The organism is Bacillus sp. FSL R9-9497, assembly GCF_038005805.1.
GTDB classification, from domain to species: Bacteria; Bacillota; Bacilli; order Bacillales; family Bacillaceae_G; genus Bacillus_A; species Bacillus_A cereus.
Genome location: NZ_JBBOTY010000001.1, coordinates 4,952,153 through 4,978,263 on the forward strand (window position 1 = coordinate 4,952,153; position 26,111 = coordinate 4,978,263).

Sequence of the window (26,111 nt, forward strand, 5' to 3'; positions counted from 1 at the left end):
TACTTATGCACCCGCCTTTTCAACAAAGATTTGATGTAAAGAAGGTTCTTTAATAGAAACATCTCGGATATATTGTTTAGTTTTAATATCTTCAAGCAGCGAAAATGCATCCTCTCCATCATTAACTTTAATCATGAACGTACGATTAACTTTTTCAAAATTGAAATTTTTCTTCTTAAGAATAGGTTCAATATCCCCTTCCGTTTGCAACGTCATATATTTGTATTGATAACTTTTCTTAATATCTGACAAGGCACCCGATAATACAAGTTGACCATTTTTCATAATACAAATTTCCTCACAGAACGTTTCTACACTGTCCATTTGATGACTACAGAAGATAATAGTTTTTCTTTGCGCGATTAACTCGAGCACAACATTTTTTAACATCTCTGCATTTACAGGATCCAATCCACTAAATGGTTCATCTAGTATGATGAATTCCGGATTATGCAATATCGCTGAAATCAATTGGATTTTTTGTTGATTTCCCTTTGACAATTCCTCTGTTTTCTTCTTTAAATGTGGTGTCATTTCTAATTTTTCTAGCCATTGTAACGCATGCCTTTTTGCAAGATTAGCTGGCATTCCTTCTAACTTGCCGAAATACACCAATTGCTCCACTACATTCATTTTCGGGTATAATCCACGCTCTTCTGGTAAATAGCCAATAGATAGGTCTTTCTTTGAAAAAGGGCGATTATTCCATAGAATTTGGCCGCTATCCGGTTTGATTAAATCTAAGATCATACGAATCGTTGTCGTCTTACCAGCACCATTTCGGCCCAGCATCCCTAAAATTCCACCTTCTTCTACACGTATATTTAAATCATTAACGGCTTTATATTCACCAAATGTTTTATTTAATCCTTGAATTTCAAATGCCACCCTTAACAGCTCCTTTTAGCTTTTTACGAAATAAATAACCGCCATTCCTAATACAATCCCGCCTACCATCAACAAAAACTTTTTCATAACTATTTCCCCTTTCATTTACTTGTTAAGTTGTATCTTTATCATAGACTTCTTTCTGATGCTATTGTCCGCAATCCGTACTGTATTTACCGTAAAAAAAGCGAACCACTCTTATGTGGTTCACCGCAATTTCAACAGATGAAGTTGATTGTATGAAAACTTCTTAAATGTTATTATAAAAATATTCAGAAATTAAATGATGTACCTACAAAGAGAGGTGTCCAAACCGTTGCAGATACAACGTAATTTCATTTTCATTTCATGTGTAACTATCCTGTATTTTTGTTTACAAGGCTATATCTTATATAAAATAAACCAACCATATAGTGGAGTTCTTATTTCTAAAACAGACTCAGCTACATACACAATAGAAAAAATTAAATCCTCCGGTTGGGCTTTTCATACGGACTTAAAAGAAGGAGATATAATCTATTCGATTAATAAAGAAAAGCCTCATTTAGGAATACTTCCTGGATATCAAAACCAATCACTAAATGCATCAGAAATACAAGTTAAAAAAGATGATATCACCCAAACTTATAAAGGAACACAACATTTCATTGATTATCGTGACAAAATCATTTCTGTATACTTCCCCTTCCTACTCGCTTTTATTTGTTTAGGGTTATCTATTTTTCTTTATACAAAGAAGCCTTTGAACCGGGAAAAATTCTTTTTGATCACGTTTCTATTCATGACTTCCTCAAGTCTTCTAATTGCAGTTGAATCTGGTAAAGGTGATTTTATCGCCCTCATTATTTTAAGTATTGTATTTCAAGGTACACCTATGTCTCTCATTTTATTGTTGAATGAATTATTTAAGAAAAAGCAACTATACGTCATTTCTATGAGATTTCTAAAAATCGACATTGCAATTGGCATTATTTTATTATCACTCTCTATTTTAATGATGTTCATTCCATTTCCCGTAGTTAATACCGATGGATTAGAACTAATTTACCTTTCAATAAATATTATCTTTTGCATATACTTTTTAATCCGTGCCTATATCAAATATCACAATACAGTACATAAACCATTTTTAAAATTAATGCTCACGATTCATTCCATTGCCTTCTTTCCGTTCGTTACACTCTATGCTCTTCCAGATGCAATATTCAGTACACCGATTCTCTCAGCAGATATTGGAGCTATGTTCCTAATCGCTCTTCCAATCGGTTATTTTTATTTAGTAGCGACTAAGCAGATTTTTGATATAGATTTTGTATTTGATCGTTTACGATATTACGCATTTCTGTCACTAATCCCAACTCTATTAATTGCAATCATTACGAGCTGGAGCATTTATTACAAAGACAATTTTCTCTCTCGACTGCTGCAAAGTTTTATTATTATTTTCCCGTTAAACATTCTATTTCTCATATTAAAAGAAAGATTAGATTTTACATTCCGTAATCACCTCTTTCGGACTAAAACAAACTTATACGTAAACATTGAACAGTTTACCGCACAGCTATCATCTATTATGAAAACAGAAGAGTTAGAGAAAAAATTCACTAATGAAATCGTTTCGATGTTGAAACCTTCTTTTGTTCAATTTGTTCAATATGATATGAAAGACAACACATATACACAATGCAACGGATATGGACAAACGAAAGATTTCACACTTTCTAAAAAGAAAAAATGGAGTATGGCAGCATTACTAATTAATGATTTATTAGAGGATGATGGATGCATCGGTATTTACTTATACTCTACTAAACATATAAAGCACTACATCTGGATTGGAACAAAAGTGAATAATATTAAATATAATACGCATGAAAAATCATGGTTCATCACTGTCACGACATACGTCCGTCTTATTTACGAAAACTTGTATACCATTAATGAAATTATTCATTCTCTAGAGCAGGAGAGTTTGGAATCCAAAACAAATTCTGCAAGCTTATCACGCCTACTCTTTCAAATTTCTGAACAAGAAAGGCGCCGACTCGCTTCAGATTTACACGACTCTGCATTACAAGATCAAATCGTATGGTACCGCAAACTAGACTCTTTACTAAAAAACAAATCCGTTCCACTAGAATTAAAAAATGAACTAAAAAAAATCCACTTCGGTATGCACGATGTAATACAACAAATTCGCGACACATGTAATGAATTGCGTCCATCACTTTTATCAGATGCTGGTTTAATTGGTGCATTAAGAGAATTGCTAGCCCAAACACAATTACGTGTGCAGTTTCAAATTCAATTTGATCACGAATCAATTCAAGAACATCATTACGATTTTGACAAAATTTTATCTTTATATCGTATCATTCAAGAACTACTAACAAACGCAGATAAACATTCCGAGGCAACCATCGTATCGATTTTTTTATGGGAAGAGAATAACTGTATTTTCCTAGACTACCGAGACAACGGCAAAGGTTTTAATATAGACACTCCCTACTCTCCTAATCAGCATATGGGACTTTCCGGTATAAAAGGAAGGCTTCAATCAATTGGTGGAGAAATACATATAGTATCCGAAGCTAAAAAAGGACTTCAAATAAACATTACAGTTCCGAGGTGGTAAATAATGATTCGAGTATTAATCGTAGATGATCATCAAATTGTAGGCGAAGGAACAAAGAACATGATTGAATTAGAAGAAGATATGCAAGCAGAATATATTTTAAATGAACAGGAAGCACTTATAAAAAGTGACGCTACACCTTTCGACGTATACCTCTTAGATATGAATATGCCCAATTGTAGTGGTATTGAACTCGCCCAGAAAATATTACATATTCAAACAGATGCAAAAATCATTTTATATACAGGTTTTGAATACGTATCCCAATTCAATTTATTAATAAACTCTGGTATCAGCGGCATTATTAGTAAATCAGCTTCTCAACAAGAGCTATTAATGGCAATTCGTGCAGCTGTAAACGGATATACTTTACTTCCTATTTCGTTATTACGTCAACTACGTAAAGACGATATAATGACTCAACAACTTGAAAATAAAACCGCTCTTCTTACACAAAAAGAAGTAGAAATCTTAGAATCCGTCTCTAAAGGAAGTAGCAATAAACAAATTGCTGATGAACTGTACATGAGTTCAAGAGCTGTAGAATACAACCTAACAAAAATCTTCAAAAAATTAAAAGTAGGATCACGCTCCGAAGCTTTAACAGAAGCAATGAGACAAGGCATTTTGAAAGTACACATATAAAATGAGACTTCCATCAGTTTGTTTTGTTTAACCCTCAAATAATGAGATAAATAAAAAAGTCCTAACCTACAAAACGTAAGTTAGGACTTTTTGACGCGCCCAGAGGGATTCGAACCCCCGGCAGACGTGGTACCGGAAACCACCGCTCTATCCGACTGAGCTATGGGCGCATGATTATAGAAAACACTTCATTTTCTTCTCATAATAATAGCAATAAAATCCATTTAAATCAATAAAAATATCCCCGTAATACCTTATGCATCTTAGCTAAAAGCATATAAAATCCATTCCACCCCTAAATTTTCCAATCATAAATTCTCCCCAACTCACAAATTATAATCTTTGAATTGATATTCCAAAGGGGGCTTCATTCAATGACTGTAATTACAAAATTAAAGCAGACTGTTTCTGGATTAAAAAGTGCCCAAGCTAGCTTAGAGGGATTCGCTCTTGATACGGATAACCAACAAGCTAAGCAACTTTTCCAAACAGCTGCGCAGCAAACACAAACGATTATCGATTCTTTAAACCCACGTGTTGAAGAAGTCCAACAAGAAGAACCACAATACTCACAGCAATAACGAACCAATCTTGCTGTGAAATAGAAAAAGGATGATATGCAGTCATCCTTTTTCTATCACATTACATATTGCAATAGAAATGGAATGATAATTATGCGAAAACTCGGCCTCATAACCGCATTATTTGCACTTCTATTTAGCTCTTTTACCGGATGTGATAATAGTCCTTTAGATAAAAAAGTGAAAGAAGAAGCAAAACGAACGGAGAAAGAAAAAGGTCCAAAGTTAACAAAGACGAGTACGGAATCCTTTAATCAATCTATATCACAAGGAGCGAAGAAAAGAGCTCTCGCTATGGATGAAATTATAAAAAGCACAGCAGTGAATTCAAATTTAGATCTCTACATAGCAGTTACACCTGAGCATCACGAAAGGTTTGGATTAAAGCCGCTGCGCAGCAAACTTCAAAAGCAACTAAGTGATGAGCACCCTACTTTCGATGTTCGTGTCAGTACAGATAAAAAAATCTTTATGTTACTCGAAAAACTCGAAAGAAAAATTAAGGAAAAAGAAGTATCTAAAGATGAAATTAATAAACAATTAAAATTCATTGGTAAAAAAATGGAGTCTAACACTTAACGCTTTTTAAAAGAAAAGGAAGGATTGCAATGTCTAGTAAAGATAAAAACTTAACCCCTGTACAACAGGAGTATAAAAAATTCGAACAAGAACGCGAACCGAAACGACCTGTCTTAAAAAATTGTATAAAAGCCTTTTTCGTCGGTGGTTTTATTTGCTTCATCGGACAACTCATTTCTACTTTTTACATCACATATTTTGATTTCACTGAACGCTCAGCAGGCAATCCAACAGTCGCAACTCTCATTTTCATCTCCATGTTACTAACTGGATTTGGTATATATGATCGTTTTGGACAGTTTGCCGGTGCTGGTACAGCTGTACCTGTTACTGGATTTGGTAACTCTGTTATTGCCGCATGTATTGAGCATCGAACGGAAGGATTTGTCCTTGGCGTTGGTGGCAATATGTTTAAACTAGCTGGTTCTGTTATTTTATTTGGTGTATTTTCCGCTTTCGTCATCGCACTTATTAAAACTATTCTCGTTCAATGGGGAGGGCTATAAATGTTACAAGGACACCGAACGTGGGTATTTGAAAACAAACCAGTCATTATCTCAACAGGGGTTGTCGGTGGACCATTTGAAGCAAAGGGGAACATCCCAGAAGACTTCGATATCCTTCATGAAGATTTATGGCTCGGACAAGATTCCTATGAAAAAGCACATAAGATTTTATTCGAAGAAGCTTGTAGTCGCGCTACTGAAAAAGCAGAGCTTCGTAAAGATGATATTCAATTCGTACTCGCAGGAGATTTAATTAATCAAATTACTCCAACAAGCTTTGCTTGCCGCACACTTGGGACTCCTTATCTCGGATTATTCGGGGCTTGCTCTACTTCTATGGAAGGTTTAGCACTTGGGGCAAGTATCGTAAATGCAAAAGGTGCAAAATATTTATTAACTGGAGCTTCAAGCCATAATACAGCTGTAGAAAAACAGTTCCGCTACCCTACCGAATACGGTGGACAAAAGCCGCCTACTGCACAGTGGACAGTAACCGGAGCAGGAGCCGCTATTTTAAGCGATACTGGACACGGTCCAAGAGTAACCTCTGCAACAATCGGCCGAGTGGTTGATATGGGATTAACGGATCCGTTTAATATGGGAGGCGCAATGGCTCCAGCTGCAGTTGATACAATTGAAGCCCATTTACGTGAACGTCAAATTGATGCCTCTTACTACGATTTAATCGTAACAGGCGATCTCGGACATGTAGGACGCGAAATTGCTTATGACTTACTACATAAACACGGAACGAAAGTAACGAGCGAACAATTTCAAGATTGCGGAATTATCATTTATAGAGAAGGACAACCTGTCATAGCTGGTGCTAGCGGACCTGGATGTTCCGCAACAGTCGTGTACGGTCATTTATTAAACCGAATGAAAAGAGGAGAGTTCAAAAAAATACTTGTCGTTGCGACAGGCGCTTTACTATCTCCACTTACATTCCAACAAGAAGAAACGATTCCGTGTATCGCTCACGCCGTTTCGATTGAATTTGGAGGTGCAACGCAATGATTTTTTTCTGGGCTTTCGTCATTGGCGGACTCATATGTGTAATCGGCCAACTTATGTTTGATGTCGGCAAACTAACACCTGCTCATACAATGGCAACACTCGTTGTTGCTGGAGCTATATTAGATGGATTTAATTTGTATGAGCCATTAATTGATTTCGCTGGAGCCGGGGCAACTGTACCTATTACAAGCTTTGGTAATGCCCTCGTTCATGGCGCAATGGAAGAAGCTGCAAAACATGGCATCGTTGGCGTTATTACCGGCATGTTTAAAGTAACGAGCGCCGGTGTATCAGCGGCTATTATTTTCGGCTTCATTGGAGCATTGTTATTCAAACCGAAAGGATAAGAGGTGTTTATATGACTGTTATCGCTAGCGTAAAAACTTGCCTTGCTAGTGTAAGGGGCGCTCAAGCAAGTTTAAGCTCCCTTTCATTAAATTCACAAGACGAAGAATCAAAACGCGTATTTCATGAATGTATGTTAGAAATGGACAGCGTCATCGCTGATTTAAAGGATAGAATTTCAGTATTAGAACGTGAAGAACCTCAATATAAAGGGTTTTAAGTAGACTGGAGGAAACGACTATGTCTCACCTGCCGGAATGGACACTTGTCATTCTTCGCTCTGTATTCATATTAATTATTTTATTCGCTATTACGAAATGGTTAGGCAAAAGACAAATCTCTCAGCTTTCCTTTTTTGAATACATAGCCGGAATGACGATTGGTGACATCGCTGCCCAAGTATCTACAGGGCTCGATTCAAAATTTTTTCACGGCGTCTTTGCGATACTCATTTTCGCTGTGGTACCTTTTTTAACAGGAATCCTCTCTTTAAAGAACAAAACAGCTCGGGACTTCTTTGAAGGGAAATCTACCGTATTAATAAAAGACGGAAAGATACTCGAAGATAACTTAAAGAAAGAAAAATATACGAGTGACGAATTACTGGAACTTCTCCGTGGAAAAAGTGCGTTCAGCGTAGCTGAAGTCGAATTTGCTGTCTTAGAACCGAGCGGAGAATTAAATGTATTATTAAAGAAAGATTCCCAGCCACTTACAGCAAAAGACATCGGTTTAAAAGTACCAAACGAGAAAGAACCACAAACTGTTATTATGGATGGAAATATACTAGATGAACCTCTTTCAGCAAGCGGACATAACCGCGCTTGGCTACATTCAGAATTAGAAAAACTCGGTGTTGTTATTGAAAATGTCTTCCTCGGTCAAGTGGATTCATACGGACAACTTACTATCGACATTTACAATGACAAACTCCAAATGCCTTCTCCTCAAAACAAACCTTTATTATTAGCATCTTTAAAAAAATGTCATGCTGATCTTGAACTATTTTCCCTAGAAACAAAGTCGAAATCAGCAAGCGAAATGTATAGTAAAAACGCGAAACAAATCGAAAAGATTTTAAATAAAGTAACCTATCTTTTAAAAGACTAATTATCGAAAGAACGCTTCAGTTAAAAGGCGTTCTTTTCTTTTTTCTCCAGTTTTTATAACGTTTAAATTTATGTAATTCGGTTATGATGTTGAAGATACATAAGCAGGGAATTTCGAAAACATAGCGAATATTTCATAGTACAACTACATATTTTTTTGATTTAAAGTGGTTTCGTTTGACCTTTATTGACCATAATTGTATTATAAGACTAAGAAAGCTTTATAAGGAGGAAATAACAGATGAATTTAATTCCTACAGTAATTGAACAAACAAATCGTGGAGAACGCGCTTACGATATTTACTCTCGACTATTAAAAGACCGCATCATTATGCTTGGTAGTGCAATTGATGACAACGTAGCTAACTCAATCGTTTCCCAGCTTTTATTCTTGGAATCTCAAGATCCAGAAAAAGATATTCACATCTACATCAACAGCCCTGGTGGTTCTATCACAGCAGGTATGGCAATCTATGATACAATGCAGTTTATTAAGCCACAAGTATCAACAATCTGTATCGGTATGGCAGCATCTATGGGTGCATTCTTACTTGCAGCAGGTGAAAAAGGAAAACGTTATGCACTTCCAAACAGTGAAGTAATGATTCACCAACCACTTGGAGGAGCACAAGGTCAAGCGACTGAAATCGAAATCGCTGCAAAACGTATCCTATTCTTACGTGAAAAACTAAACCAAATTCTTGCTGACCGCACTGGTCAACCACTTGAAGTACTACAACGCGACACAGACCGCGACAACTTCATGACAGCGGAAAAAGCTTTAGAATACGGTTTAATCGATAAGATCTTTACAAATCGTTAATAACTAAAAGCGGAAGCAGCTCGTTCAGAATCGCAGGGCGATGGAGCCCCTGATTCCGAGGCGCTTTTTGCCTCGAATGAAGGGGCGAAGCGACCGGAGATTCTAGCCGCTGAAGCTAGATACATAAAAAAGCGCCCTATTACAGGGCGCTTTTTTATTATCATGCACCTCCGTCTGGATACCCATCCTGGTATTCACCTAAATATATCAGCGATTTTTCAAATATATCGACCGTAACTCCGATTATATCGGCGATTATTTTAATATATCGACGTTTCGACACCACTTATCGACTTACCGACAATCCTCGACAAGCACATCCCCCTTAAATACCCCTCCCCGCTAATTCGCACAGACAACAAAACAAAAAAGCTATCGCATATACGCGATAGCTTTTTATTGTACATATGCAGCTAATGCTTCTAAAGCCTCTTCTGCATCTGAACCTTCTGTTGTAATTGTTATCATGCTTCCAGTTCCAATTGCTAAGCTCATAATCCCCATTATGCTCTTTGCATTTACTGTCTTTCCATCTTTCTCGATGAAGATATCTGCATGAAAGCGATTTGCCTCTTGTACAAACAACGCAGCCGGACGTGCTTGTAAACCGTTTTTTAATGAAACCTGAACTCTTTTTTGAACCACAGCTCCATTTCCCCTTTAACCTCTTATTTTTTTGCTACCGTTTCCCCCGCGCGTAATTTCTCTGCAATTTCATCGATTTTACGCAAACGATGATTAATACCCGACTTACTAATCTTCCCCCCGGATACCATCTCACCTAACTCTTTCAATGTTACATCTTGATAATCTCTTCGTAATTGTGCAATCTCTTGTAGTTTATCCGGCAATATATCAAGACCAACTGTCTCATCAATGTAACGAATATTTTCAATCTGCCTTAGTGCTGCACCAATTGTTTTATTTAAATTAGCTGTTTCGCAGTTCACTAAACGATTTACAGAATTACGCATATCACGTACGATTCGAATATCTTCAAATCTTAAAAGTGCATTATGAGCACCTATAATATTTAAAAACTCTGTAATTTTTTCTGCTTCTTTCAAATACGTAATGTACCCTTTTCTTCTCTCCAGCGTCTTACTATTTAAATCAAATCCGTTCATCAGTTCACATATAGCATCATTATGTTCCTTATATAACGAAAAGATTTCTAAATGATAAGATGATGTTTCTGGGTTATTTACTGAACCACCTGCTAAAAATGCTCCGCGTAAATACGATCGTTTACAACATTTCTTCTCAATCAATTCTTGTGATATATTTCGAATAAATGAAAAGTCATCTCGAACGATATGAAGATCAGCTAATATTTCGCGAGACTTCTCAACAAGCCGCACAATATATACATTATTTTTCTTCAATCGCATTTTTTTACGAACAAGTAATTCTACCGTCACGTCATATCCTTTTTTCAAAAGCGTATAAATCCTTCTTGCAATTGCCGCATTTTCCGTTTGAATATCGATAGATAGACGACGGTTTGAAAAAGAAAGCGACCCGTTCATTCGAAGTAGCGCTGATAATTCTGCTTTCTCACAGCATTCCTTCATCTCAAGATTCGTCAACTCTTTCTTTGTTTCTGATGCAAATGACACAGTCAACACCTCCTTATACGATTATTGCGGAACAAAATTCTTGTCCTATATGAATGAGGAGCGCTACCTCAAACGAGGCAACGCATATTTATAACAATGAATATAAAATCGAAGCTAACTTTAACGTATCATGCCTTACAACATGATCATCATACTTCGCTAATCCCTCTTGAATAACATCAATATTATTTTCAACAAAACGTTCTTCATCCACTACAACTGGTGTAGACATTTCTTCATCATATAACTTACGTAATTCACAAGGAATCTCACGGTTATTTACAATTGCAGTATTGATAAATGGTTGCCCTAAATGATCGTGTAACGCCTGCACATGATCAAAAGCAGTATATCCCATCGTTTCACCCGCTTGTGTCATAACGTTACATACATATACCTTCTTCGCCTTTGCAGCAAGAACAGCGTCTCCAATTTTGTTAACAACTAAATTGGGTAATATACTCGTATACAAACTTCCTGGGCCGAAAACAAGTAAATCAGCTCGTTTAATCTCAGCCAACGTTTCATGCAATGGCTCTACATCTTCTGGAGTCAAAAAGACGCGATTAATCTTCTTTCCGTAATAAGGAATCTTTGATTCACCTGTTACAATTTCTCCATCTTCAAGTTCCGCATGAAGTACCGCACTTTGATTCGCTGCTGGTAATACACGTCCTCTGACATTTAATACTTTACTTGTTTCCGTAATCGCATGGAAAAAGTCTCCTGTAATCGAGGTCATACCTGCCAACAATAGATTTCCTAACGCATGACCTTTCAGTCCGTCTCCTGTTGTGAAACGGTGCTGAAATAAAGCTTCCACCAATGGCTCTACATCCGATAACGCAACAAGTACGTTACGGATGTCACCTGGAGGTGGAATTTCTAGCTCATCACGTAATCTACCTGAACTGCCACCATCATCAGCAATTGTAACAACTGCTGTAATATCAACAGGATATTGCTTTAATCCTCTTAATAAAACAGAGAGTCCAGTTCCGCCTCCCATGATGACAATTTTAGGCTTTCTCTCTTTTTTCATCCCTTAATGGCCCTTTCTCTTCTCCACATCACGATGAGATACATGAACACTATACTCTGGTTTCAAATGTTTCCCAAGGTATTCTGTAAGCGTAACAGAACGATGCTGTCCACCTGTACATCCAATTGCAATTACAAGTTGACTTTTGCCTTCTCTTTTATAATGAGGCAGCATGAAAGTAATCAGATCCGTCAACTTCTCTAAAAACTTATGTGTCTCATTAAATTTCAGTACATACGAAGAAACTTCTTCATCTAGTCCTGTTAATGGCTTCATATGTGGAATGTAATATGGATTTGGTAAAAAACGAACATCAAATACTAAATCTGCATCAATTGGAATACCGTACTTAAATCCAAATGACATAACATTTACACGAAATGCTTGCTCGGTTTCTGTTGAGAACAAGTGAACAATTTTTTCACGTAATTCTTTCGGTTTTAAATCCGATGTATCAAGCACAATATTCGCTCGTGCTTTCATATCTGTTAATAAATTGCGCTCTGCTTCGATTCCCTTTAACGGCAAATCAGTTGGTGCAAGTGGATGCGAACGTCTCGTTTCTTTATAACGAGTTACAAGCGTACTATCTTTCGCATCTAAAAATAAAATATGAGGAATAATCCATGTACGTTCTGATAAATCATCAAGTGCTCCCCATAAATGTTCGAAAAACTCGCGGCCACGTAAATCAATACCAAGTGCCACTTTATTCATTTTCCCTTTTGAATCCGCCATAAGCTCAATAAACTTTGGCAATAACATCGGTGGTAAATTATCTACACAAAAATATCCTAAATCTTCAAAACTTTGTAAAGCTACTGTTTTTCCAGCTCCAGACATCCCTGTAATAATTACCATTTTTATATCATTATTCTCTGTCATCGTATCCTCTCCTTGACGGTTTAACTCGGATCTAATCGATATGAAAGCAACTCAAAATCTGGGGTATATACAAATGTACCGTAGATTATGCCATTTCCTTTAATTAAATAATCAATAATGTGATAATCTCCTGGCGCCATTGCTAAATCATCAATTTTATCAAATGTATGCCAACCAATGATGCCTTCTTCGCTCTCTAGTTTGTTTTCTCCTGCAAAATCTGTCGCTAAAAAGGAGAACATCATCCATTCAGAAACAACTTTATCACCTTCTTGGATGACAAAGGTGAAGACCCCCTTTAACGCTGGATTTTTCAAATAAATACCTGTTTCTTCACGATACTCGCGAACAACGGAATCTCTTACAGTCTCCCCACGCTCCATTTTCCCGCCTGGTGCAACCCACCAATTCCGGCGAGGTTTTTGGAGTAAGAGTACTTCATTATCTCTAATTAACACACAGTTTGTCACTCTTTGCATGTTTCTTCACCTCAGCTACTTGCAGTAAAATTCCTCACTGCATACTTCTTTCATTATACTATCAAAAACAGTTTGCTACAACGAAGGAGCCAGTCCTCTTTCGCTAAGCATATGCTACTCAGCAATTTTAAAAAAGCTTTCTATAACAAGCTTATACTTTTAATGAATAGCATGAAAAATCCCCTTAACGCTTTTTATCGCCAAGGGGATTAAAGTACTTATTTCTTACCGAAATAAGTAACAATCGCAAATCCTAAAACAAAGGTAAGAATTGAACTTATAATTGAAAATCCACCAGTCGGAATCCCAGGGAATACAATTACAATCGAACCGATTACAAGTCCAATAATTGCCGCAAATGTCATACTTTTATAACGATCTAATAAAAAACTAATGCCTTTACTGCTTACAACAAATCCAACCATAACACCAGCACCGATAACCACGATTAAAGGTAAGTTAAGTGTAGTTAAAGCGTTAATTGCTGTTGGATACACACCAATAATTAATAAAATAAACGATCCACTGATTCCAGGAAGCAGCATGGCCATACTAGCCATCCATCCTGCGAAAAATAAACCAATTGCATTTAAAATTGTTAACGTCGTAATCGGATCTGCTGCCTTATCTGGTTTAAAGAAAGCTGTAATCGCAACAAGAATTGCTGCAACTATTAATAAAACGATGTGCTTACCTTTAAACGACGACTTTGCATCAGCTTCCCTCATTAACATCGGTAATATACTAATAATTAAACCGAGGAAGAAAAATTGAGTCGGTTCATAATGATTTGCAAGTAAATATTTAATAACGTGACTTAACGTTAAAAATGCCGCTGCCACACCAGCTGCAAGGGGAATTAAAAATCCTAAATGTTTTTTCCATTCACGACTAAAGAATCCACTAATTGCCGCAAGCAATTGTTCATAAATCCCTAACACAACAGCGATTGTACCGCCGCTCACACCAGGAATTAAATCACTAACGCCCATACAAAATCCACGATATATATTACGCCATTCCATACTGAATAAATTCCTCATTTCTTATAGTGATTTTTTCCGTAAAGTCCAGTATATCAATAAGAAAGCTTATAATCCTTATATTTTTTGACAAAACTTTGACATTTTCACACAAAAAAAGAAGAAAGCTCCTGTCGGTAGCTTTCTTCTCACAAGGTATATTATCCCTTATTTTTCTGATACAGTTTTTAATTCCTCTAATAATTCTTCTACGTAATGTTGTGCACTTTGCGCTGCAATACTACCGTCACCTGTTGCAGTTACAATTTGACGAAGCATTTTTTCACGAACATCACCAGCTGCGAAAATACCAGGGATTTTCGTTTCCATACGCTCATTCGTTTCAAGGTAACCATTTTCATTTGTAATACCTAGTTCAACAAATGGTTTTGATAAAGGTAACATACCGATGTATACGAATACGCCGTCAGTTTTGACTTCTTTCTCTTCTCCACTATTTACGTCCACAAGTGTTACACTTCCTACTTTACCACTTGCTTCGTTGATTTCTTTTATAGTGTGATTCCAAATGAAATCTACTTTTTCGTTTTGGAAAGCACGGTCTTGTAAAATTTTCTGTGCACGAAGCGTGTCACGACGGTGAACGATCGTTACTTTTGATGCGAAGCGTGTTAAGAACACACCCTCTTCAACAGCAGAATCTCCGCCGCCAATTACGATAAGCTCTTTTCCTTTAAAGAATGCTCCGTCACATACTGCACAATATGATACACCGCGGCCGCCAAGTTCTGTTTCACCCGGTACACCAATTTTTTTATACTCTGCACCGCTTGCAACGATAATTGCACGTGCTTTATATTCTTTTTTACCAGCAATAATTGTTTTGTATTCTTTACCATCGATGACTTCTTTCACATCACCGTATGCATATTCAGCACCAAATTTCTTCGCATGCTCAAACATTTTATTTGATAAATCTGGTCCTAAAATAGACTCATAACCTGGGTAGTTTTCTACATCTTCCGTGTTTGCCATTTGGCCACCTGGAATACCACGCTCAAGCATTAATGTGCTTAAATTTGCACGAGATGTATATACTGCAGCTGTCATACCAGCTGGTCCTGCACCAATAATAACGACATCATAAATTTTTTCTTCTGACACACTATTCACTCCTATCCATTCCTACACAATTAAGTTACCCTCATTATACTGTTAGCATCATTTTTTTCCCAATGATTTGCTTATCTTATGTGTGCGTACGCTTAACAGCTTGCACATACTTTCGGACAGTCGCTACAGATACATTATATACATCTCCAAGCTCCGACTGTGTCATTTTATTTCCTTGTTCGCCGCGTACAATGTATTCAATCGCAGCTGACCAGCCGTACACATTTGTAAATATGTCTCCAGATGTATATAAACGTATGAACGTACAAAACCAAAAGTGTAAACACTCTTCAATTAATTCATCATCTTTTTTCGTATAATTGTATAATGCATCCGCAATTCTCGCGCACTGCTCAAATTGCTGTAAATCGGCTGGAATACTCTTATGACTATTAAGTAAAAAGAAGTACTTTGCAAGTTGCGATACGATGGGAACACCGTTCTTCGCTTGCGTTATATCAAAGAAGAATCCAACCTTCTCCGGCGTTGACAATTCATTCATTAAATATAAAGCTAGCATTTGTTCTTCTAGCGTCGCACTTTGCTGAAATGATTTTCGTAATTCTTCAAATAACACGTTTTGTCCTTCATCTGCTAAATTCAGCGCATTCCACGGTTCTTTTCCCTTTTTATCAGGATGTAATTCCACGACATATTGCCACATTTTTTCAGCTAGTTGCTGATCTTTCACCATATACGCAGAATATGCAAACCAATAATAAAAACTAACATCTCCCTCATATCCTTGACGCTTTAATAGTTTGAACCACTTATATGCATGCTCGAAATAACCAATTGTTGCGAGTGTAGTTCCCAGTTTCAAACGATGTTCAAATGAAATCGGATATACCGAAACTAGCTGTCCCGCTAATGCCTCTACTTGTTTATGCTCTCCAATTGAATATAGAAAAATAAGCGTATTACAAAGCGCATGTATATTACCAGGGTTTTTCTCTAAAATCATTTCTGTTAACTTCAGTGCTTTGTCTACATTACCAGATTGAAAATGTGCAATGGCTAAATTATTATGACCTGACCAAAATTCCGGATAATCTTTCGTAACAATTTCTAATGTAGCAATTGCTTCTTCCAATTGTCCATTACGAATATAGCGATTCGCTTCTTCCTGCATAACAATTAAATCATCTTCATCTTCAATCTCTTCCGCACCCATTGCTTCTTCTTCCATAATCTCAAGAAGTTCTAATGTATCTTCTACGAATTCCTTCTCTTTTGCAACTTCTAAATAACGATCTGCATATTTCTTCGCCTGTTGAAATAACCCCATATATGCATAATTATTTGCAATAAAATAATAGCACTGTTCAAGTTCTGGATTAGATCTAACTAACTTTAAGAAGATTTGATTCGATTCTTGATATTCACCAGCCTCAGATAATACTGATGCTAATTGACATAAAATAAACGGCTCCTTCTCACTTTGTGCCGCTCTTCGAAAATATTTAATTGCATCTTGCAATTTTTGTCCTTTGTAAGCTCTCATCCCTTTTTTATAAAAGAAGTCTGCTAATTGATTAAAAGAGATAACTTGTCCGTTCTCCTTATATATCCTTTGATTTTTCCCCATATATCCTCCAGTTTTTTGTTTTCTTCGTTCACACATTCTTCTATCTATAAGTATAAACGATTCCGTAAAAAACAAAACAGTATATTATACTCAATTATTTCCTTTTTATTCATAAAAAAAGAGGAGAAATGTTACATTTTCACCATGAACCTTCTCTTGCGGTCATTTGCTCTTTCGTATAAATAATACGCATTGGATTTCCACCTACGAAAGCACCGCTCGGTACATCTCTATGAACAAGTGTGCCAGCTGAGACAGTCGCACCGTCTCCAATTTTCACACCTGGTAATATTGTTACATTCGCTCCAATCATTACTTCATTTCCAATGACAATTTCGCCAAGTCGATATTCACGAATTAAATATTCATGTGCTAAAAGCGTTGTGTTATAGCCAATAATCGAATTCTCTCCCACAGTTATCTTTTCTGGGAACATAATATCCGGCATTACCATAAGCGCAAATGATGTTTTCTTTCCTACTTTCATCCGTAAAAAAGTGCGGTACAACCAATTTTTTACGGATAAAAATGGTGTGTAACGCGCAATTTGGATAATAATAAAGTTTTTCATTACCTTCCAAAAAGACACTGTTTTATATACATTCCATAACGAATTTTCTCCTGTAACAGGATAGCACGTTGTCCGTCGCACTTAGCTCGCTCCTCTACTAACTTACTTGGACCTTTATGAACGGTTCATATTAGACAAAATCGGTAGCAAATCACTCATTTTATCTAGCATAAAGTCCGGCTTATAAGCCTCTAAATACGCTCTACCTTTCAACGTCCATGAAACCGCAGCTGTTTTCGTCCCCGCATTTTGACCACCGACAATATCATGATGATTATCCCCAACCATCAATACCTCTTCTGGTTTTGCATCTAATAATTCAAGCGCTTTTTGAAGTGGCTCCGGATGTGGTTTCACATGCTCTACATCATCAATTGTCACGACAACATCAAAAAATTCATCAAGCTTTGACAACTGTAATCCCATCTCAACGGTTTGTCTCGCTTTCGTTGTAACAATACCAACTTTATAACCTTGCTTCTTCAACTCTCGAACTGTTTCATATACAGTTTCATATTCTTCTACTAATTCATCATGATGATCATGGTTAAATTTGCGATAGCTAGTAATCATCTCTTCAACCTTACTTTCATCAATCTTGCTGAAAGTATCATGCAAAGATGGACCGATAAATGGCAACACATCTTCACGCTTATATTGATTTGGATAATATGTATTTAAAGTATGTAAAAACGAAGAAATAATAAGTTCATTTGTATTAATTAAAGTTCCATCTAAATCAAATAACACGGTATTTATTCTCATCGCCTTAGTCCTTTCGCCTTCCTGAATATGAAAGAAGCAGCATCTTATAATAAGATGCTACTTGTCTCTAATTTTCTAAATATCTTTTATCAGCTTGCCCCATTTTTCGTCTCACAATAATGAAAATAATAGAAATAACAACAAGTCCAATTGACATTACTTGTGCAATACGAAGTGGTCCTAGCATTAAACTATCTGTACGTAAGCCTTCTACGAAGAAGCGTCCTACTGAATACCAAATTAAATATGTGAAGAATAACTCCCCGCGACGTAAATTCACTTTTCTTAATGCAAGTAGTAAAATTACACCTGCAAAATTCCATAATGATTCATATAAAAACGTCGGATGATAGTACACACCCTCAATATACATTTGATTAATAATGAAATCTGGTAAATGAAGACCTTCTAAAAACTGTCTCGTTACTTCATCACCATGCGCCTCTTGGTTCATAAAGTTTCCCCATCGGCCAATTGCTTGTCCTAGTAAAATACTTGGTGCAGCAATATCAGCCAACTTCCAGAAGGAAACCCCGCGTCGCTTCGCAAAAAGAATTCCGGTAATAACAGCTCCGATTAAACCACCATGAATCGCCAAACCGCCTTGACGAATATTAATAATTTGACTCGGATTTTGTGCGTAATATTCCCATTCAAAAATAACATAGTACATTCTCGCAAAAAGAATAGCGATCGGTACTGCAATTAATACAAGGTCAACAAATGTATCTTTTGGAATACCTAGCCTTTCTCCCTCGCGAGTTGCCAGCCAAAGACCTAATAGCACACCTGTACCGATAATAATCCCGTACCAATACACAGGAAACGGCCCAAGTTGGATAGCTACACGGTCAAGCTGTGGTACAGAAGCTAACAGCATATGTATATGACCTCCCTCTCCAAAGTTTACTCCTGATTTCCTAACTCAATTGCACTCATTAATCGTTCAGAGAACTGCTGTGCTGCATTGACTCCCATACGTTTCAAACGGAAGTTCATCGCTGCTACTTCAATAATAACAGCCAAGTTTCGACCAGGACGAACTGGAAGTGTAATCTTCGTAAGTTCTGTATCAATAATCTTCATCTTCTCTTCATCAAGACCTAAGCGATCGTAATTTTTCTTTTGATCCCAAATTTCAAGATTAATAACAAGTGTAATACGCTTATAATTTCGCACTGCCCCTGCACCGAATAACGTCATAACGTTAATAATACCTAGACCACGAATTTCTAATAAATGCTCAATTAAATCTGGTGAACTTCCGACTAACATATCTTCATCTTCTTGACGAATTTCTACACTATCATCCGCAACAAGACGGTGACCACGCTTTACAAGCTCAAGAGCTGTCTCACTTTTACCAACACCACTTTGACCTGTAATTAAAACACCAACGCCGTAAATATCTACTAACACACCATGAACAGCTGTTGTTGGTGCTAACTTACCTTCTAAATAGTTTGTTAAACGACTTGATAATCTCGTTGTCGTTTGAGAAGAACGTAATAAAGGCATACCTGATTCACGTGATGCTTGTAATAACTCATCTGGTACATCTTGATTACGAGTTACAATAATACATGGCGTCTCCTCAGTACAAAGCGCTTTCATTCTCTCTTGTTTTTGCTCTGACGTTAACGTGTCAAAGAAAGTAAGCTCCGTTTTACCAAGAAGCTGCACACGATCTGCTGGATAGTATGTAAAAAATCCTGCCATTTCAATTCCAGGTCGTGATAAATCACTTGTATCAATTGGACGATGAATACCTTCTTCACCACTGATTAACTCCAATTGAAATTGTTCAATTAAATCTTTTGTCCTTACTTTCGGCATATGTATAAACCTCCACTCCGCTGCGGGTTCAGTCTCGTTTGATGTAAAATTCCATTCTATCGGATATTGTACCATTTTTTTCTGGAAACAAGAAATACGGTTTCTAATAAATAGAAAAAAACATTTCATACGAATAATGAAATGTTTTTCTTTTTGTCACTTTCTCTTTTTTTCATATAGAGGCTCAACAATTGCCTTTTCAATTATCATATTAAAAATTGAAATACAAATTGCCGCAACAATCGCTACACCAAATCCTGATATATTAAAAGCATCTCCTAATAATGAATCTGCTATTTTTAACGTAATCGCATTAATAACAATTAAGAAGAAGCCGAAAGTTACAACAGTAATTGGTAGCGTAATTAAAATTAAAAATGGCTTTACGAACACATTTAAAACCGCCAATATAATACTCGCAATAATTGCAGTTTGTATATTTGCTACGTAAAATGCATCTGGTGCAATCCCTTTTAAAAGTCCCGATACAGCGATTAACACAACGCTATTTACAAGAAGTGATACAATCCATCTCATTTCGTTACACATCCTTTTAAACATATATATTTCATCATACGCTAATAGATAAGAAACGCAAGTATGATACGAACACTTATATCAACTTATTCTATCTTTCATGCTTGTATACCTACTAACATTTCTTAGTAAAATAAGGGCCGCACCATCTATGTTCATGAGTTTTTACAAAAGTCCAAGTGAACTCTTTATCTACAATATAGATATCACCCTTATACATATCATCCGTCTCACACAATATATCATCCATATGTAACAAACTCGCATCCTTTATTAACAGTACCTCATCACAGTGTTGATAGAAAATGTAGCAATCCTTTTTCACTTCATTATGAAACGCGTTCTTTGCTTCTTTCCCCTCTAAACACTTCTTTTTCTCATAACTAAATATGTGCCAAAGATACCCACATCCATACTTATCTCCATAAAGAAAAATGTCTTCTTTTTCTTCATCACTTAAATGATTTGCAAAGTGATCCTCCCAGAGCTTTCGAAAATATACACCCCAACTTTGAAACTCTCTTACCTTCATATTTTTCTTCCTTAACACCTCTAAAAACTCCATCTTCTCCCCCTATACAATAAAAACCGAGCGTCATTTCCACCCGGTTTTCATAAATAAACTTATTGCGATAACTCTACTTCTTTTATTTTCTCTTTCATTCTTGCTTTATCACGATTTAAAATCTCTTTTAAATATTTACCTGTGTACGAGCGCTCTTCTTTCACTACTTGCTCTGGCGTTCCGGAAGCAACGATTTGTCCACCTTTATCTCCACCCTCTGGTCCAAGGTCAACTATATAATCAGCTGTTTTTATCACATCTAAATTATGTTCAATTACAAGTACTGTCTCACCGCTCTCAACAAGACGTTGCAACACTTCTAGAAGACGTGCAATATCATGCGCATGCAAACCAGTCGTTGGTTCATCTAAAATGTATAACGTACGTCCTGTAGAACGACGATGTAATTCAGAAGCTAATTTCACACGCTGTGCTTCCCCACCAGATAATGTTGTTGCTGGTTGACCTAATTTCATATAACCAAGCCCAACGTCTACAAGCGTTTGAAGTTTACGCTTAATTTTTGGGATATTAGCGAAGAACTCTACTCCATCTTCAATTGTCATCCCTAACACTTCAGAAATATTCTTATCTTTATACTTCACTTCTAACGTTTCGCGGTTATAACGTTTACCATGACAAACTTCACATGGAACGTATACGTCTGGTAAGAAGTGCATTTCGATTTTAATAATTCCATCACCACGGCACGCTTCACAACGGCCACCTTTTACGTTAAAGCTGAAACGTCCTTTTTGATATCCGCGCACTTTCGCTTCATTCGTTTGTGCAAACACATCACGAATATCATCAAATACACCTGTGTACGTCGCTGGATTAGAACGTGGTGTACGACCGATTGGTGATTGGTCAATATCAATTACTTTATCTAAATGTTCAAGACCTTTAATTTCTTTATGCGTACCCGGCTTCGCTTTCGCTTTATATAACTTTTGCGCTAACGATTTATATAGTACTTCATTAATCATCGTACTTTTACCTGATCCAGATACACCTGTTACCGCTACAAACGTACCAAGCGGGAATGACATCTTCGCATTCTTTAAGTTATTCTCTTTTGCGCCGACAATTTCCACTTTCCTTCCGTCACCTTTACGTCTTTCAAGTGGAACAGGAATAAACTCTTTACCGCTTAAATACTTCCCTGTTAATGAATTATCATCTTGCATCACTTCAGCCGGTGTACCTGCTGATACGACTTGTCCACCGTGAATACCTGCACCAGGCCCTATATCAAGTAAATAGTCAGCAGCCATCATCGTATCTTCATCATGTTCAACAACAATTAACGTATTACCTAAATCGCGCATTTCTTGCAATGTACGAATAAGACGATCGTTATCACGCTGGTGTAAACCAATTGAAGGTTCATCAAGAATATAAAGTACGCCAGTTAGACGAGAACCAATTTGCGTCGCTAAACGAATACGCTGCGCCTCACCACCTGATAAAGTTCCTGCGGCACGACTTAACGTTAAATAATCTAAACCAACGTTCACTAAGAACCCAACGCGCTCCTGAATTTCTCTTAAAATTAAATGAGCTATTTTTTGTTGCTTCTCCGTTAGCTCTACATTCGAGAAGAATTCTTGTACTTCTTGAACTGAATACTTCGTTACGTCAGCAATCGTTTTATTGCCAACAAATACAGCTAAGCTCTCAGGCTTTAAGCGTCCACCTTTACACTTCGGACAAGCTTGTTCTGCCATATACTTTTCCATTTGCTCACGAATGTAATCGGAGCTCGTTTCACGATAACGACGTTCAATGTTTGGAATAACACCTTCAAATAAAATCTCATTTTCCTTTACTTGACCAAATTCATTTACATAGCGGAAATAAACCTTCTCTTCCCCGCTTCCGTACAACACTTTATCAAATAAATCTTTCGGTATATTTTTCACAGGCACATCCATATCAACGCCGTAGTGATTACATACAGATTGTAAAAGTTGTGGATAGTATTGTGAACTTGTCGGTTCCCAAGGTGCAATTGCATGTTCATTTAATGATAAATCCCAGTTCGGGATAACAAGCTCTAAATCTACCTCTAGCTTTGAACCAAGTCCATCACAAGAAGGACATGCTCCGAACGGACTGTTGAATGAGAACATACGCGGCTCTAATTCTCCGATTGAAAAACCACAATGCGGACAAGCATGATGTTCACTAAATAGAAGTTCCTCTTCTCCCATTACATCAATTAACACTCGGCCTCCGCCAAGCTTTAATGCACTTTCAAGTGAATCAGCAAGACGGCTTGCGATTCCTTCTTTTACAACAATACGGTCAATTACAACTTCAATGGAATGCTTCTTATTTTTATCTAACGTAATATCTTCAGATACATCAAGCATTTCACCATCAACACGTACACGAACATATCCTTGCTTCTTAATATCTTCAAGTACTTTCACATGTGCACCTTTACGCCCAGACACGATAGGAGCTAACACTTGTAATTTCGTACGTTCAGGATATTCAAGAACACGGTCTACCATCTGCTCTACTGTTTGTGATGTAATTTCAATCCCATGATTTGGACAAATTGGCGTACCAATTCGCGCAAATAATAAACGTAAATAATCATAAATCTCCGTTACCGTTCCGACAGTTGAACGTGGATTACGACTCGTTGTTTTTTGATCGATTGAAATCGCTGGTGACAATCCTTCAATCGTGTCCACATCCGGCTTATCCATTTGTCCTAAAAACTGGCGCGCATACGCAGATAATGATTCTACGTATCTGCGCTGCCCTTCTGCATAAATCGTATCAAATGCTAATGATGATTTCCCCGAACCAGACAATCCCGTTACAACGACAAGCTGATTTCTCGGAATGGTTACATCAATATTTTTTAAGTTATGTGCTCTAGCACCTTTTACAACGATAAAATCCTTGCTCTTACTCACTCTTTTCACCCTTCCGCTTTTAATTCTAATAGTAAATCTCTTAGTTCAGCTGCACGCTCGAAGTCTAACGCTTTTGCTGCTTCTTTCATCTCTGCTTCCATCTTCGCAATTGTCTTTTCGCGCTCTTTTTTCGTCATCTTCTTAGCTGGTGCTGCTTCGTATGTTTCTGTCTCTTCAGCAGCTGTCGTTGCACGGATAACATCACGAACGCCTTTTTGAATCGTTTTCGGCGTAATACCATGCTCTTCATTGTAAGCTTCTTGTATACTACGACGACGCTTCGTTTCTTCAATCGCAATCCCCATAGATTTCGTGATACGATCTGCATACATAATAACGCGGCCGTTTTCATTACGCGCGGCACGACCAATTGTTTGAATTAATGAACGTTCTGAACGCAAAAATCCTTCCTTATCAGCATCTAAAATAGCTACAAGTGATACTTCCGGAATATCTAATCCTTCTCGCAATAAGTTAATACCGACAAGTACATCAAATTTACCGAGGCGAAGATCACGGATAATTTCAATACGTTCTAACGTTTTAATTTCAGAGTGAAGATAGTTAACTTTAATTCCTACATCTTTTAAGTAATCCGTTAAATCCTCTGACATTTTCTTCGTTAAAGTCGTAATTAATACACGTTCATTTTTTGCAATGCGATCTTGAATCTCTCCTAATAAATCGTCAATTTGCCCTTCAATTGGTCGTATATCAATTGGCGGATCTAAGAGTCCTGTTGGACGAATAATTTGTTCTATTACTTCTGGTGACTGCTCTAACTCGTACGGCCCTGGCGTTGCCGAAACGTAAATAACTTGATTCGTTTTCTCTTCAAACTCATCAAACATAAGCGGTCTATTATCTAAAGCCGATGGCAGACGGAATCCATGATCCACAAGCACTTGTTTACGTGCTTGGTCACCGTTATACATCGCTCTTACTTGCGGTACTGATACGTGCGACTCATCCATAACGATTAAGAAATCTTCTGGGAAATAGTCTAATAACGTATATGGCGTTGCACCCGCCGGACGAAGCGTTAAATGACGGGAGTAGTTTTCAATACCTGAACAAAAGCCCATCTCGCGCATCATTTCTAAATCATAACGTGTACGTTGCTCTATACGCTGCGCTTCTAACAACTTACCGTTATCATTTAACTCCTTTAAACGTTCTTCTAATTCTTTTTCGATATTTTCAATAGCGACCTTCATTTTCTCTTCACGTGTAACGAAGTGAGATGCTGGGAAGATTGCTACATGATCACGTTCTGCTAATACTTCACCTGTTAACGCATTTACTTCACGAATACGATCGATTTCATCACCGAAAAATTCGATTCGAATACAATGCTCATCAAGTGATGCCGGGAAGATTTCAACTACATCTCCGCGCACACGGAATGTACCACGCTTGAAATCAATATCATTACGTCCATACTGTACATCAACAAGTTCACGAAGCAATTGATTGCGGTCTTTTTCCATACCAACTCGAAGCGAAACAACTAGCTCGCGGTATTCTTCTGGAGAACCTAAGCCATATATACACGAAACACTCGCAACGATAATTACATCGTCCCGTTCAAATAATGCAGACGTTGCCGAGTGACGCAATTTATCAATTTCATCATTAATCTGCGCATCTTTTTCAATAAACGTATCTGTTTGCGGCACATATGCTTCTGGCTGATAATAATCGTAGTAACTAACAAAATATTCAACTGCATTATTCGGGAAAAAGTCTTTCAACTCACTATATAACTGCCCTGCTAACGTTTTATTATGAGCCATAACAAGTGTTGGCTTTTGCACTTCTTTAATGACATTTGAAATCGTAAATGTCTTACCCGTTCCGGTCGCTCCAAGCAACACTTGCTTTTTCTTTCCACTATTAATTCCCTCTACAAGCTTCTCTATAGCTACCGGCTGATCACCTTGCGGGGAATACGCTGAGACAATTTCAAATTGACGTTCCAAGAAAATCCGACCTCCTCATAAA

Annotated in this window: 27 protein-coding genes and 1 tRNA gene; 10 read left to right on the forward strand and 18 right to left on the reverse strand. The window is 37.1% G+C overall.

Annotation, left to right across the window (positions count from 1 at the left end; genetic code table 11):
• Positions 1 to 3: 3 nt before the first annotated feature.
• A complete protein-coding gene (locus MKY21_RS25655) occupies positions 4 to 888 on the reverse strand; it encodes an ABC transporter ATP-binding protein (protein ID WP_000863493.1) in 885 nt (294 codons plus the stop codon).
• 283 nt (positions 889 to 1,171) lie between these two features.
• Between MKY21_RS25655 and MKY21_RS25660 the strand changes: the two genes are divergently transcribed.
• Both MKY21_RS25660 and MKY21_RS25665 read left to right on the forward strand, forming a co-directional pair.
• The gene (locus MKY21_RS25660; RefSeq protein ID WP_002001439.1) at positions 1,172 to 3,523 is read left to right on the forward strand and encodes a sensor histidine kinase; all 2,352 of its coding nucleotides are present in this window, start codon (positions 1,172 to 1,174) and stop codon (positions 3,521 to 3,523) included.
• A gap of 3 nt (positions 3,524 to 3,526) precedes the next feature.
• Positions 3,527 to 4,168 carry a response regulator transcription factor gene (locus MKY21_RS25665; protein ID WP_341077644.1) on the forward strand — a complete coding sequence of 214 codons (642 nt, stop codon included), beginning with the start codon at positions 3,527 to 3,529 and terminating at the stop codon, positions 4,166 to 4,168.
• Positions 4,169 to 4,262: 94 nt separating this feature from the next.
• On the opposite strand, the gene MKY21_RS25670 is transcribed toward MKY21_RS25665, so the two are convergent.
• Positions 4,263 to 4,338: transfer RNA gene (locus MKY21_RS25670), tRNA-Arg, on the reverse strand.
• Between the two features lie 204 nt (positions 4,339 to 4,542).
• Between MKY21_RS25670 and MKY21_RS25675 the strand changes: the two genes are divergently transcribed.
• The 8 genes from MKY21_RS25675 to clpP all read left to right on the forward strand — a co-directional run bounded on the left by MKY21_RS25675 (position 4,543) and on the right by clpP (position 9,128).
• On the forward strand, positions 4,543 to 4,749 hold the full coding sequence (locus tag MKY21_RS25675; protein ID WP_000216166.1) for a DUF1657 domain-containing protein: 207 nt from the start codon (positions 4,543 to 4,545) through the stop codon (positions 4,747 to 4,749).
• Between the two features lie 93 nt (positions 4,750 to 4,842).
• Positions 4,843 to 5,328 carry a YhcN/YlaJ family sporulation lipoprotein gene (locus MKY21_RS25680; RefSeq protein ID WP_001228546.1) on the forward strand — a complete coding sequence of 162 codons (486 nt, stop codon included), beginning with the start codon at positions 4,843 to 4,845 and terminating at the stop codon, positions 5,326 to 5,328.
• Between the two features lie 29 nt (positions 5,329 to 5,357).
• Complete coding sequence (spoVAC, locus tag MKY21_RS25685) at positions 5,358 to 5,834, forward strand: stage V sporulation protein AC (RefSeq protein WP_000095399.1); 477 nt, start codon at positions 5,358 to 5,360, stop codon at positions 5,832 to 5,834.
• Positions 5,835 to 6,851, forward strand: a complete 1,017-nt coding sequence (gene spoVAD / locus MKY21_RS25690) for a stage V sporulation protein AD (RefSeq protein WP_000938972.1) — start codon at positions 5,835 to 5,837, stop codon at positions 6,849 to 6,851.
• A complete protein-coding gene (gene spoVAE / locus MKY21_RS25695) occupies positions 6,848 to 7,198 on the forward strand; it encodes a stage V sporulation protein AE (RefSeq protein ID WP_000575919.1) in 351 nt (116 codons plus the stop codon). Before spoVAD ends, spoVAE begins: the two co-directional genes overlap by 4 nt.
• A gap of 11 nt (positions 7,199 to 7,209) precedes the next feature.
• Entirely contained in the window at positions 7,210 to 7,416 is a 207-nt protein-coding gene (locus tag MKY21_RS25700) for a DUF1657 domain-containing protein (RefSeq protein WP_000215909.1), read from the forward strand.
• 20 nt (positions 7,417 to 7,436) lie between these two features.
• Positions 7,437 to 8,306 (forward strand): DUF421 domain-containing protein, encoded by an 870-nt coding sequence (locus MKY21_RS25705; RefSeq protein ID WP_016118878.1) that lies wholly within the window; start codon positions 7,437 to 7,439, stop codon positions 8,304 to 8,306.
• Between the two features lie 240 nt (positions 8,307 to 8,546).
• Positions 8,547 to 9,128 (forward strand): ATP-dependent Clp endopeptidase proteolytic subunit ClpP, encoded by a 582-nt coding sequence (gene clpP, locus MKY21_RS25710; protein ID WP_001049162.1) that lies wholly within the window; start codon positions 8,547 to 8,549, stop codon positions 9,126 to 9,128.
• 396 nt (positions 9,129 to 9,524) lie between these two features.
• Here clpP and MKY21_RS25715 read toward each other — a convergent pair whose 3' ends face one another.
• The 16 genes from MKY21_RS25715 to uvrB form a co-directional block, all read right to left on the reverse strand.
• A complete protein-coding gene (locus MKY21_RS25715; RefSeq protein ID WP_000250307.1) occupies positions 9,525 to 9,773 on the reverse strand; it encodes an HPr family phosphocarrier protein in 249 nt (82 codons plus the stop codon).
• Between the two features lie 23 nt (positions 9,774 to 9,796).
• Complete coding sequence (gene whiA, locus MKY21_RS25720) at positions 9,797 to 10,747, reverse strand: DNA-binding protein WhiA (protein ID WP_000006560.1); 951 nt, start codon at positions 10,745 to 10,747, stop codon at positions 9,797 to 9,799.
• Between the two features lie 88 nt (positions 10,748 to 10,835).
• A complete protein-coding gene (locus tag MKY21_RS25725; RefSeq protein ID WP_000712186.1) occupies positions 10,836 to 11,789 on the reverse strand; it encodes a gluconeogenesis factor YvcK family protein in 954 nt (317 codons plus the stop codon).
• A 3-nt stretch (positions 11,790 to 11,792) separates the two neighbouring features.
• Positions 11,793 to 12,674 (reverse strand): RNase adapter RapZ, encoded by an 882-nt coding sequence (rapZ, locus tag MKY21_RS25730; RefSeq protein ID WP_341077647.1) that lies wholly within the window; start codon positions 12,672 to 12,674, stop codon positions 11,793 to 11,795.
• A gap of 20 nt (positions 12,675 to 12,694) precedes the next feature.
• Positions 12,695 to 13,153 carry an NUDIX hydrolase gene (locus MKY21_RS25735; protein ID WP_001190080.1) on the reverse strand — a complete coding sequence of 153 codons (459 nt, stop codon included), beginning with the start codon at positions 13,151 to 13,153 and terminating at the stop codon, positions 12,695 to 12,697.
• 218 nt (positions 13,154 to 13,371) lie between these two features.
• Positions 13,372 to 14,178 (reverse strand): DUF368 domain-containing protein, encoded by an 807-nt coding sequence (locus MKY21_RS25740; RefSeq protein WP_000455198.1) that lies wholly within the window; start codon positions 14,176 to 14,178, stop codon positions 13,372 to 13,374.
• A gap of 165 nt (positions 14,179 to 14,343) precedes the next feature.
• Positions 14,344 to 15,300, reverse strand: a complete 957-nt coding sequence (gene trxB, locus MKY21_RS25745; protein ID WP_001288078.1) for a thioredoxin-disulfide reductase — start codon at positions 15,298 to 15,300, stop codon at positions 14,344 to 14,346.
• Positions 15,301 to 15,385: 85 nt separating this feature from the next.
• Entirely contained in the window at positions 15,386 to 16,897 is a 1,512-nt protein-coding gene (locus MKY21_RS25750; RefSeq protein WP_000517720.1) for a tetratricopeptide repeat protein, read from the reverse strand.
• Between the two features lie 139 nt (positions 16,898 to 17,036).
• Positions 17,037 to 17,549, reverse strand: coding sequence for an acyltransferase (locus tag MKY21_RS25755; RefSeq protein ID WP_341077649.1), 513 nt, complete (start codon positions 17,547 to 17,549; stop codon positions 17,037 to 17,039).
• A gap of 33 nt (positions 17,550 to 17,582) precedes the next feature.
• Positions 17,583 to 18,233, reverse strand: coding sequence for a pyrophosphatase PpaX (gene ppaX, locus MKY21_RS25760; RefSeq protein ID WP_341077651.1), 651 nt, complete (start codon positions 18,231 to 18,233; stop codon positions 17,583 to 17,585).
• A 67-nt stretch (positions 18,234 to 18,300) separates the two neighbouring features.
• Positions 18,301 to 19,113, reverse strand: coding sequence for a prolipoprotein diacylglyceryl transferase (gene lgt / locus MKY21_RS25765; RefSeq protein ID WP_000922848.1), 813 nt, complete (start codon positions 19,111 to 19,113; stop codon positions 18,301 to 18,303).
• A 26-nt stretch (positions 19,114 to 19,139) separates the two neighbouring features.
• Positions 19,140 to 20,069, reverse strand: coding sequence for an HPr(Ser) kinase/phosphatase (gene hprK / locus MKY21_RS25770; RefSeq protein WP_001127250.1), 930 nt, complete (start codon positions 20,067 to 20,069; stop codon positions 19,140 to 19,142).
• A gap of 156 nt (positions 20,070 to 20,225) precedes the next feature.
• The gene (locus MKY21_RS25775; RefSeq protein WP_001267308.1) at positions 20,226 to 20,606 is read right to left on the reverse strand and encodes a phage holin family protein; all 381 of its coding nucleotides are present in this window, start codon (positions 20,604 to 20,606) and stop codon (positions 20,226 to 20,228) included.
• A 115-nt stretch (positions 20,607 to 20,721) separates the two neighbouring features.
• Positions 20,722 to 21,171 (reverse strand): DUF4275 family protein, encoded by a 450-nt coding sequence (locus MKY21_RS25780; protein WP_044795020.1) that lies wholly within the window; start codon positions 21,169 to 21,171, stop codon positions 20,722 to 20,724.
• 59 nt (positions 21,172 to 21,230) lie between these two features.
• Positions 21,231 to 24,107 (reverse strand): excinuclease ABC subunit UvrA, encoded by a 2,877-nt coding sequence (uvrA, locus tag MKY21_RS25785; RefSeq protein ID WP_000045583.1) that lies wholly within the window; start codon positions 24,105 to 24,107, stop codon positions 21,231 to 21,233.
• 5 nt (positions 24,108 to 24,112) lie between these two features.
• Positions 24,113 to 26,089: an excinuclease ABC subunit B gene (gene uvrB / locus MKY21_RS25790; protein WP_061664397.1), complete on the reverse strand. Its 1,977-nt coding sequence runs from the start codon at positions 26,087 to 26,089 to the stop codon at positions 24,113 to 24,115.
• Positions 26,090 to 26,111 lie beyond the last annotated feature (22 nt).

Excerpts from the sequence above, each read along its gene's own strand:
- MKY21_RS25660 (WP_002001439.1), top strand. The coding sequence starts at position 1,172 with ATGATGTACCTACAAAGAGAGGTGTCCAAACCGTTGCAGATACAACGT.
- MKY21_RS25665 (WP_341077644.1), top strand. The coding sequence starts at position 3,527 with ATGATTCGAGTATTAATCGTAGATGATCATCAAATTGTAGGCGAAGGA.
- MKY21_RS25675 (WP_000216166.1), top strand. The coding sequence starts at position 4,543 with ATGACTGTAATTACAAAATTAAAGCAGACTGTTTCTGGATTAAAAAGT.
- MKY21_RS25680 (WP_001228546.1), top strand. The coding sequence starts at position 4,843 with ATGCGAAAACTCGGCCTCATAACCGCATTATTTGCACTTCTATTTAGC.
- spoVAC (WP_000095399.1), top strand. The coding sequence starts at position 5,358 with ATGTCTAGTAAAGATAAAAACTTAACCCCTGTACAACAGGAGTATAAA.
- spoVAD (WP_000938972.1), top strand. The coding sequence starts at position 5,835 with ATGTTACAAGGACACCGAACGTGGGTATTTGAAAACAAACCAGTCATT.
- spoVAE (WP_000575919.1), top strand. The coding sequence starts at position 6,848 with ATGATTTTTTTCTGGGCTTTCGTCATTGGCGGACTCATATGTGTAATC.
- MKY21_RS25700 (WP_000215909.1), top strand. The coding sequence starts at position 7,210 with ATGACTGTTATCGCTAGCGTAAAAACTTGCCTTGCTAGTGTAAGGGGC.
- MKY21_RS25705 (WP_016118878.1), top strand. The coding sequence starts at position 7,437 with ATGTCTCACCTGCCGGAATGGACACTTGTCATTCTTCGCTCTGTATTC.
- clpP (WP_001049162.1), top strand. The coding sequence starts at position 8,547 with ATGAATTTAATTCCTACAGTAATTGAACAAACAAATCGTGGAGAACGC.
- MKY21_RS25725 (WP_000712186.1), bottom strand. The coding sequence starts at position 11,789 with ATGAAAAAAGAGAGAAAGCCTAAAATTGTCATCATGGGAGGCGGAACT.
- rapZ (WP_341077647.1), bottom strand. The coding sequence starts at position 12,674 with ATGACAGAGAATAATGATATAAAAATGGTAATTATTACAGGGATGTCT.
- MKY21_RS25735 (WP_001190080.1), bottom strand. The coding sequence starts at position 13,153 with ATGCAAAGAGTGACAAACTGTGTGTTAATTAGAGATAATGAAGTACTC.
- MKY21_RS25740 (WP_000455198.1), bottom strand. The coding sequence starts at position 14,178 with ATGGAATGGCGTAATATATATCGTGGATTTTGTATGGGCGTTAGTGAT.
- MKY21_RS25750 (WP_000517720.1), bottom strand. The coding sequence starts at position 16,897 with ATGGGGAAAAATCAAAGGATATATAAGGAGAACGGACAAGTTATCTCT.
- ppaX (WP_341077651.1), bottom strand. The coding sequence starts at position 18,233 with ATGAGAATAAATACCGTGTTATTTGATTTAGATGGAACTTTAATTAAT.
- lgt (WP_000922848.1), bottom strand. The coding sequence starts at position 19,113 with ATGCTGTTAGCTTCTGTACCACAGCTTGACCGTGTAGCTATCCAACTT.
- hprK (WP_001127250.1), bottom strand. The coding sequence starts at position 20,069 with ATGCCGAAAGTAAGGACAAAAGATTTAATTGAACAATTTCAATTGGAG.
- MKY21_RS25775 (WP_001267308.1), bottom strand. The coding sequence starts at position 20,606 with ATGAGATGGATTGTATCACTTCTTGTAAATAGCGTTGTGTTAATCGCT.
- MKY21_RS25780 (WP_044795020.1), bottom strand. The coding sequence starts at position 21,171 with ATGGAGTTTTTAGAGGTGTTAAGGAAGAAAAATATGAAGGTAAGAGAG.